This window comes from Halomonas sp. PR-M31 (genome assembly GCF_001039575.1).
Taxonomy (GTDB): Bacteria; Pseudomonadota; Gammaproteobacteria; order Pseudomonadales; family Halomonadaceae; genus Modicisalibacter.
Window position 1 is genome coordinate 94,811 of the sequence record NZ_JIBT01000035.1, and the last position, 8,289, is coordinate 103,099.

Here is an 8,289-nt window from a genome sequence, read left to right on the forward strand (position 1 = left end):
TTTCAATTGTTGGAATGTGTCTGGCTGGACGCATCAATGATGAGCCCGTTGGCTGGCATCCAGCATCTCTCGGGCATGAGCCAGGGTTCTATCCGATAGATGGATGCCGCCGAGCATACGCGCCAGTTCCTTGACGCGACCGGCCTCATCGAGCAGCGCCATCTGCGTTAGTGTCACGTCCTCAGCGGCTTGTTTCTCGATATGCAGATGTTGATGCGCCTGAGCGGCCACCTGGGGCAGGTGAGTGACGGTCATAACCTGACCGGACTGACCCAAGCGTCGCAAGAGCTGTCCCACGATCTCGGCGGTGGCACCTGATACCCCTACGTCTACCTCATCAAAGACCAGCGTTGCGATGGTGCTGTGACTTGCCGCGACAACCTGAATGGCCAGACTGATGCGGGATAGCTCGCCCCCGGAGGCAACTTTGGCCAACGGGCGTGCCGGCTGACCGGGATTGGCACTGATCAAGAAGCGCACTGAATCCAGACCGTTGGGCTGCGGCGTGTCTCGAGAGGCAATGTCAACCTCGAAACGCGCCTTGCCCATGGCAAGAAAGCCCAGCTGATCCTGCACTTCCTTGCCAAAGGCGACTGCCGCCTTATGGCGCTTCTTACTGATGCTACGAGCAGCCTTGCGATAAATCTCTCGAATGGTTTCGACGTTAGCCGTCAATGCTTCCAGGTCGTGTTCGCCGCCTTCTAAAGAATCTAGTTCGTCGCGCAGTCGCTGCTGCAGTTCGATCAATTCTTCCGGCATCACATGATGCTTGCGCGCGACGCGATGAATCTCTGCAAGGCGTTCCTCTACCTGAGCCAGGCGTTCCGGATCGAGTTCCGTGTGATCGATGAAACAGTGCAGCTCTCGCGCTGCCTCCTCGATCTGTATCTGGGCGTCGCCAAGCATGCTGCGGGCTTCGGCAAGTGGACCATGCTCGGCGCCGGGCAAGTTGCCAATACGCGTCAATGCCTGATGGAGCAGCGTTAGCGCCCCGCCTTCATCATGATCGCAACAATCCACCGCAAGCTGCGTTTCCCGTAACGTCTCTTCCGCATGGGCCAGTAGAACTTGCTCCTGCTCCAGCGCCTCGAGTTCGCTATCGGCCAGCGCCAGTTGGTCAAGCTCTTCTACCTGATAGCGCAGCAGCTGGCGACGAGCCTGAATCTCATCACCGCTATCTGACAGATGCTTCAATCGACGGCGTGCTTCCTGCCATTGGCGAAAGGTGACGCCCAGTTCGTTGACAGCATCGCTCTGGTCGGCGAAATCGTCGAGCAGGCGTAAGTGGGTGTCTTCTTGTAGCAGCGCCTGGTGGGCATGCTGTCCGTGAATCTCGATCAGGTGCTCGCCTAGCGCCTTGAGATCGCTTACCGTGCAGGGTTGGCCGTTGATCCAGGCCTTGGAGCGACCGTTGGCAGTCACGACTCTGCGCAGCAGACAATCTTCCGTGGGCAACTCCCGGGCCTCGAGCCATGCCTTTGCGACAGGCAATCGCTCAATATCGAAGCGAGCGCTGAGATCCGCGCGTTTGGCTCCATGGCGGACACTGGCGGCGTCGGCTCGTTCACCAAGACACAGCCCTAAAGCACCCAGTAGAACCGATTTGCCGGCGCCGGTTTCACCGGTAATAGCGGTCATGCCGTCATGCAGATCGAGATCAAGACGCTCGACGATGGCAAAGTCACGAACCGCAAGCTGGACGAGCATGATCACCTCCAGTGTAGTGAATAAAGAATCATCGAATCCGATCTGTGTGTTTATACAGTACCCGATGTCCTTTCTTCAATCCCTCATGCCAATGCAACGTCACAACGTAAAAGCATGCCTTGAGATCTCTCACGACAACCCCATATAGGGAGCAAATCAATGACCTTCGCGGCTTTGGGCCGCTCATTTCATTTAACTTCGTTTAAGTTCAGTGATGTCAGGAGAGCGACATGGCTAGAGATCCACAAGTACCAAGTGATGAACCAATCAGTGAAGAAATGCAGCGCGCCGAGCGTGATGCAGAGCCTCAGGCCGAGCCCATCGAAGGTCAGCTTGATGATGCGGATGCGGGCGAAAGGGCCCTGGCGGAGGACGATGCGCTGTTCAATGCGGAAGCCATCGAAGACCCTGAGGCCGATGTGTTGGCCGCCAGGGTCGAAGAGCTCGAGCAGGCCCTGGGCGAGGCCAAGGATCAAGCGCTGCGTGCTGCCGCCGAGAGTCAGAATGTGCGCCGGCGTGCCGAGCAGGATGTAGAAAAAGCACGCAAATTCGCCCTTGAGAAGTTCGTCAAGGAGCTTTTGCCAGTCGTCGATAGCCTGGAGAAAGCATTTGACGCCATGGGAGATGGTGCCAGCGACGCACACCGGGAAGGGGTCTCGATGACCTTGAAGCTGCAGCTCGATGTGTTGGCCAAGTTCGGCGTCGAGCCTGTCGATCCTCAGGGCGAGCCATTTGACCCTCAGTATCACGAAGCCATGACCATGGTGCCCAACGGCGATCTCGATCCCAACACCGTGATGGACGTGATCCAAAAAGGCTACGTGCTCAATGGACGATTGGTGCGTCCAGCCATGGTAGTGGTCAGCAAATCCGCACAATGAATTGACGGCTTGATAGGACGCCCCCCTTGAAAGGTGCATTCAAGCCCCCAAATAGACGTCAAAGACACAACGCAAGTCGTTACAAACAGTCAAGCAATAATTTTGAGGTATTTATATGGGTCGCATAATTGGTATTGATTTAGGAACCACCAACTCTTGTGTCGCCGTACTCGATGGTGACAAGCCCAAGGTCATCGAAAACGCTGAAGGCACGCGTACGACGCCTTCCATCATCGCCTACACCGATGATGGCGAAACCTTGGTAGGCCAAGCCGCCAAGCGTCAGGCAGTGACCAACCCGACCAACACCTTGTACGCCATCAAGCGTCTGATTGGCCGCCGTTTCCAGGATGATGTCGTGCAAAAAGACATCAAGATGGTGCCCTACACCATCGCCAGTGCCGACAACGGCGATGCCTGGGTCGAGGTCAAGGGCAAGAAGATGGCGCCTCCCCAGGTCAGCGCCGAAGTGCTGAAGAAGATGAAGAAGACCGCCGAGGATTATCTGGGCGAATCCGTTACGGAAGCCGTCATCACCGTGCCGGCCTACTTCAACGACTCACAGCGTCAGGCCACCAAAGACGCCGGTCGTATCGCCGGCCTCGAGGTCAAGCGCATCATCAACGAGCCGACCGCGGCGGCGCTTGCCTATGGCATGGACAAAGCTCGCGGTGACAAGACCATCGCGGTCTACGACCTGGGTGGTGGTACCTTTGATATCTCGATCATCGAAGTAGCCGACGTTGATGGCGAAACCCAGTTTGAAGTGTTGGCCACCAATGGCGATACCTTCCTGGGCGGTGAGGATTTCGACCTCAAGCTGATCAACTACCTGGTGGATCAGTTCAAGTCCGATAGCGGCATCGATCTGTCCGGTGACAATCTGGCCATGCAGCGTCTCAAAGAAGCCGCCGAGAAGGCCAAGATTGAGCTGTCAAGTGCCCAGCAGACCGACGTCAACCTGCCTTACATTACGGCAGACAACACCGGTCCCAAGCACTTGAACGTCAAGATCACCCGCGCCAAGCTCGAATCCTTGGTCGAAGATCTGGTCAAGCGCTCGCTTGGACCGTGTAAAACCGCGCTGGCAGACGCCGGGCTTTCCAATTCCGAAATCGACGATGTCATTCTCGTGGGTGGCCAGACACGCATGCCACTGGTTCAGGCCAAGGCTGCGGAGTTCTTCGGTAAGGAAGCACGCAAAGACGTCAACCCGGACGAGGCTGTGGCCGTGGGTGCCGCAATCCAGGGCGGCGTGCTGGGCGGTGATGTCAAGGACGTGCTGCTGCTCGACGTGACGCCACTGACCCTGGGTATCGAGACTCTGGGTGGTGTGATGACGCCGCTGATCGAGAAGAACACCACCATTCCGACCAAGAAGACCCAGACCTTCTCGACCGCGGACGACAATCAAACGGCTGTGACCATCCATGTGCTGCAGGGTGAGCGCAAGCAGTCCGGACAGAACAAGTCGCTAGGTCGTTTCGATCTTGCTGACATTCCGCCGGCACCGCGAGGCGTGCCCCAGATCGAAGTTGCCTTCGATCTCGATGCCAACGGTATCTTGAACGTCTCTGCCAAGGACAAAGCCACCGGCAAGGAGCAGTCCATCGTCATCAAGGCCTCAAGCGGTCTGAGCGATGACGAGATCGAGCAGATGGTTCAGGATGCCGAGGCGCATGCCGACGAGGACAAGAAGTTCGAGGAGCTGGTGCAGCTTCGCAATCAGGCGGATGGCATGATTCACGCATCGCGCAAGACTCTCGACGAAGCCGGCGACAAGGCCTCCGAGGAGGATAAGCAGAAGATCGAGACGGCTATCTCCGAGCTGGAAGAAGCGCTCAAGGGTGACGATCCGCAGGCTATCCAGACCAAGCTGGATGCGCTGACCGAAGCCTCCGGCAGCCTGGCTCAAAAGATGTACGCCGAGCAGGCCGAGACGCCCCAGGATGGCGCCCAAGCTGAAGGCACCCAGCAGAAGAAAGAAGATGACGTGGTTGACGCCGAGTATGAAGAAGTCAATGACGACCAGAAGAAGCAATAACCACGACGTCTGACACGGACGACGGCGGCGCGGGGGCATGACTCCCGCGCTGTCGTTTCCGTCTATTCGACACGGAGGCGGACAGATCCATGTCCAAGCGTGACTACTATGAAGTGCTGGGCGTCGAGCGCGAAGCCGATCAGAAAGAGATCAAGAAGGCGTATCGTCGCTTGGCCCAGAAGTACCATCCGGATCGCAACCCGGATGACGATTCCGCGGCAGAGAAATTCCGCGAAATATCCGAGGCTTATGAAATCCTCGCCGACAGCGAGAAGCGTGCGGCCTACGATCAGTTCGGTCACGCCGGTGTCGACGGCCAGGCCGGCGGCTTTGGCGGTGGCGGCTTCGGTGGCGCGGGAGCCGGCGGGTTCAGCGATATCTTCGGCGATGTGTTCGGGGATATCTTCGGCGGTGGCGGTGGTCGGCGTAACCCCAATGCGCCTCAGCGAGGCTCCGATCTGCGCTATAACCTGGAGCTCGATCTCGAGGACGCAGTAGCCGGCACCACCGTGGACATTCGCGTGCCGCGCCACGTGCCTTGCGATCACTGCGACGGAAACGGCGCCGAGCCGGGCTCCAGCAAGGAAACCTGCCCCACCTGTCACGGTATGGGACAGGTACGCATGCAGCAGGGCTTCTTTGCTGTGCAGCAAACCTGCCCGACCTGTCATGGTAGCGGTGAATCCATTAAGGTGCCCTGCCGTGAATGTCGCGGCGAAGGCCGGGTGCGCGAGACCCGCACACTGTCGGTGAAGATTCCTTCCGGCGTGGACACCGGCGATCGTATTCGTCTTAACAACGAAGGCGAAAGTGGAATCAATAGTGGCCCGCCAGGAGATCTTTACGTACAGGTCGCCATCAAACCGCACCCGATCTTCGAGCGAGATGGTCGTCATTTGCATTGCGAAATGCCGATCAACTTCATCGATGCGGCACTGGGCGGTGAGCTGGAAGTACCTACCCTGGAAGGCCGGGTCAAGCTAAAGATCCCTGCCGAGACCCAGACCGGCAAACTGTTCCGATTGCGTGGTAAAGGCGTCAAGCCGGTGCGCGGTGGTCCCGCGGGTGATCTGCTGTGTAAGGTGGTGGTAGAGACTCCAGTGCATCTGACCGAGCATCAGAAGGGTCTGCTACGGGAGTTCCAGGATAGCCTGGGCAACAGCAACCATCATTCACCGAAGAAGGATGGCTGGTTCGATGGCGTTAAGCGTTTCTTCGAAGATATGAAGTCCTAGGATCGGTTAGCTTCAAGAGCAAAAAGTCGCGTCACTGAGAAGTGAACTGATCTTCAATAGTTGGACGGTTCATTCAGCCGGCGCCAAGGCCTGAGTCCTGTATTGCACGGGGCTCAGGCCTATTAGTTTCGGCTTGATACGCTCGTGATTGTAGTAGTGCATGTAATGATCAAGCGCGTATGAGGTTTCAAAACGACTTTGATAATGAACAAGTTGCCTTGAGCTTGGCGAGCATCAGCCTACATGCCGTAGACTGTAACGTACTTTATCGCTGTCTGAAGCGACTCGGACGGATCGCAATATCGTTACTCAAGAGAGGTCAGGAATGTCACGCGAGACCATTGTTCTGGGCGCCGGCATGGTCGGTGTCTGTATTGCCTATCATCTGGCCAAGCGGGGGCGCTCGGTGGTGCTGGTGGATCGCAAAGCGCCGGGGCGAGAAACCTCCTTCGGCAATGCGGGCTTGATTCAGCGAGAAGCGGTACGACCGCATCCCTTTCCTCGAGATTTGCCGAGCCTGTGGCGCTTGATCCCCAATCGCAGTATCGATATCCGCTATCGTCTGCGCGGCATGCTGGCCGCCTCTGGGCCGCTGTTGCAGTTCTGGCGGCACTCTGCGCCCAGTAATTATGCCCGCATCGTGCCGGAATACGCCTCCTTGATCATGCACTGCACCGACGAGCACGCCAAGATGATCGACGCGGCGGGTGCGCAAGACTTGATCAAGAAGAATGGCTGGTTCGAGGGGTTCCGTACGCGCCAAGTGCTGGATGAGCAGCTGGCGATCGCCCATGAGATGAGAGAGCGTTTCGGGGTGGAGTTTGAAACTCTTGATCAGACGGCGCTCAGAGCTCAAGAACCCTTTGTTTCCAATGCGCTGGCCGGGGCCATTCATTGGACCAATGCCTGGTCGGTGATTGATCCCGGCGCCCTTGTGCAGGCCTATGCCAAAGCCTTCGAGGCGCTGGGCGGGCGCATTGAGCAGGCCGAGGCGAAGAGTTTTTCCCAGACCGGTGCCAGCTGGAATCTGGCCACCAGCAAAGGCAATCTGGAGGCGGAAGAGCTGGTGGTAGCCATGGGACCCTGGTCGGCCAAATGGTTGCAGCAGCTGGATTATCGGTTGCCGCTGTTCCCCATGCGCGGCTATCACATGCACTACGCCACTCAAGGCGAAGCCAAGCTCAATCACTGGCTGATGGATTTTGAGACCGGGTATTTGTTGACGCCCATGCGCGCTGGAATTCGCCTGACCACCGGTGCGGAAATGGACATTCTCGACGCGCCACCGCATTCAGGGCAGCTCGAGGATGCAGAAGCGGTGGCCCGCAAACTGTTCCCCTTGGGTGAGCGGCTCGATGAGGCGCCATGGAAAGGCGCGCGGCCCTGTATGCCGGACATGAAGCCTGTCATCGGCCCGGCGCCGAATCATTCCGGGCTGTGGCTCGCCTTCGGTCACGGTCATCAGGGCTTCACCCTGGGGCCGACCACTGGCCGCCTGCTGGGCGAAATGATGGACGGTGAAGAACCCCTGGTCGACATGCAGCCGTTTCGCGCCGATCGATTCCGCTGACGTCCACGCCGGATTAATTATCTTCCGGCGCAGGTAGCTCGAAGCAGCTCAACAGCGTTTCTTGCACCATGCGAAAGTTGTCGTCGCTGACCATCAGGTAGCGGTTGCCGCCAAGATGGGTCAGACCTTCGAAATTGTCCAGTCGCCATCCATCACCGCTGGAAAGCTGTGCCAGGGTATCGACATCGATCTGGCCGTCGCTACCCAGGCGTACCCGGCGCAAGCTAATGACCAGCGGCGCTGGTGGTGCGAAAGCGCGTTCCAGAGCCAATAAATCGCTGCCGTAGGTTTCCAGGGCAGTCAGGGCGTTACCGGACTCATTAAGCAGGGGATAGACCCATTCGGCCTCGCTGCCTAGAGAAAATAGCCGGGTGCTACTCTTGCCGGAGCTACTGGCCTTATCGGAGCCGCTGGGAGCATTTTCCAACCCGACGATAATTCCTTCCCGAGGATGACGGCCCATGGCCTCAGCGCCTGTATTGAAGGCTATGTCGCGTAGCCACTTGGGCTTGAGGGGTTTGCCCACGGATTTGCCATTAGGGTAAAAACGCTGAATGCGGTGGTTGCGTTCAAAGCCGACCAGCAGCATGGTGTCGCCGCGAACGCCGTTATTGCCCCGCTGCACGATCATGGACTCTGCATCCGCTGCGTCCTCGTTCAATGCTCGTCCCTGACGATCGCGCAGCACATAGGTCTTCAGAGGATCGAGGCCAACCAGTTCGTCGCCGGAAAAACGCAGCCGCACCCGGTGTAGCCAGCCGCGGTCCGAGATCATGTAAAGCAGGGATTCATCTTCATCCCAGGCCAGGTCGGAGAGTCCGCCCACGGGCGAGTCATCCTGCCATTTGCCGG

6 protein-coding genes and 1 pseudogene are annotated in these 8,289 nt (G+C 58.1%); 4 read left to right on the forward strand and 3 right to left on the reverse strand.

What is annotated here, in order from left to right; genetic code table 11:
- Window positions 1-33: 33 nt before the first annotated feature.
- On the reverse strand, window positions 34-1,707 hold the full coding sequence (gene recN, locus CH74_RS11000) for a DNA repair protein RecN (protein WP_048307490.1): 1,674 nt from the start codon (window positions 1,705-1,707) through the stop codon (window positions 34-36).
- A gap of 230 nt (window positions 1,708-1,937) precedes the next feature.
- Between recN and grpE the strand changes: the two genes are divergently transcribed.
- The 3 genes from grpE to dnaJ all read left to right on the forward strand — a co-directional run bounded on the left by grpE (window position 1,938) and on the right by dnaJ (window position 5,867).
- Window positions 1,938-2,588, forward strand: a complete 651-nt coding sequence (gene grpE, locus CH74_RS11005) for a nucleotide exchange factor GrpE (protein ID WP_048307491.1) — start codon at window positions 1,938-1,940, stop codon at window positions 2,586-2,588.
- Window positions 2,589-2,703: 115 nt separating this feature from the next.
- Window positions 2,704-4,632, forward strand: a complete 1,929-nt coding sequence (gene dnaK, locus CH74_RS11010) for a molecular chaperone DnaK (protein WP_048307492.1) — start codon at window positions 2,704-2,706, stop codon at window positions 4,630-4,632.
- 89 nt (window positions 4,633-4,721) lie between these two features.
- Complete coding sequence (gene dnaJ, locus CH74_RS11015) at window positions 4,722-5,867, forward strand: molecular chaperone DnaJ (RefSeq protein ID WP_048307493.1); 1,146 nt, start codon at window positions 4,722-4,724, stop codon at window positions 5,865-5,867.
- A 69-nt stretch (window positions 5,868-5,936) separates the two neighbouring features.
- Here the strand turns inward: dnaJ and CH74_RS18275 are convergent.
- Window positions 5,937-6,041: pseudogene (locus tag CH74_RS18275) on the reverse strand (IS3 family transposase); the annotation flags it as partial.
- Between the two features lie 151 nt (window positions 6,042-6,192).
- Between CH74_RS18275 and CH74_RS11020 the strand changes: the two are divergent.
- Window positions 6,193-7,437, forward strand: a complete 1,245-nt coding sequence (locus CH74_RS11020; RefSeq protein WP_048307494.1) for an FAD-binding oxidoreductase — start codon at window positions 6,193-6,195, stop codon at window positions 7,435-7,437.
- A 13-nt stretch (window positions 7,438-7,450) separates the two neighbouring features.
- On the opposite strand, the gene CH74_RS11025 is transcribed toward CH74_RS11020, so the two are convergent.
- A partial coding sequence (locus CH74_RS11025) for an esterase-like activity of phytase family protein (protein WP_156181491.1) occupies window positions 7,451-8,289 on the reverse strand: 839 nt, incomplete at its 5' end.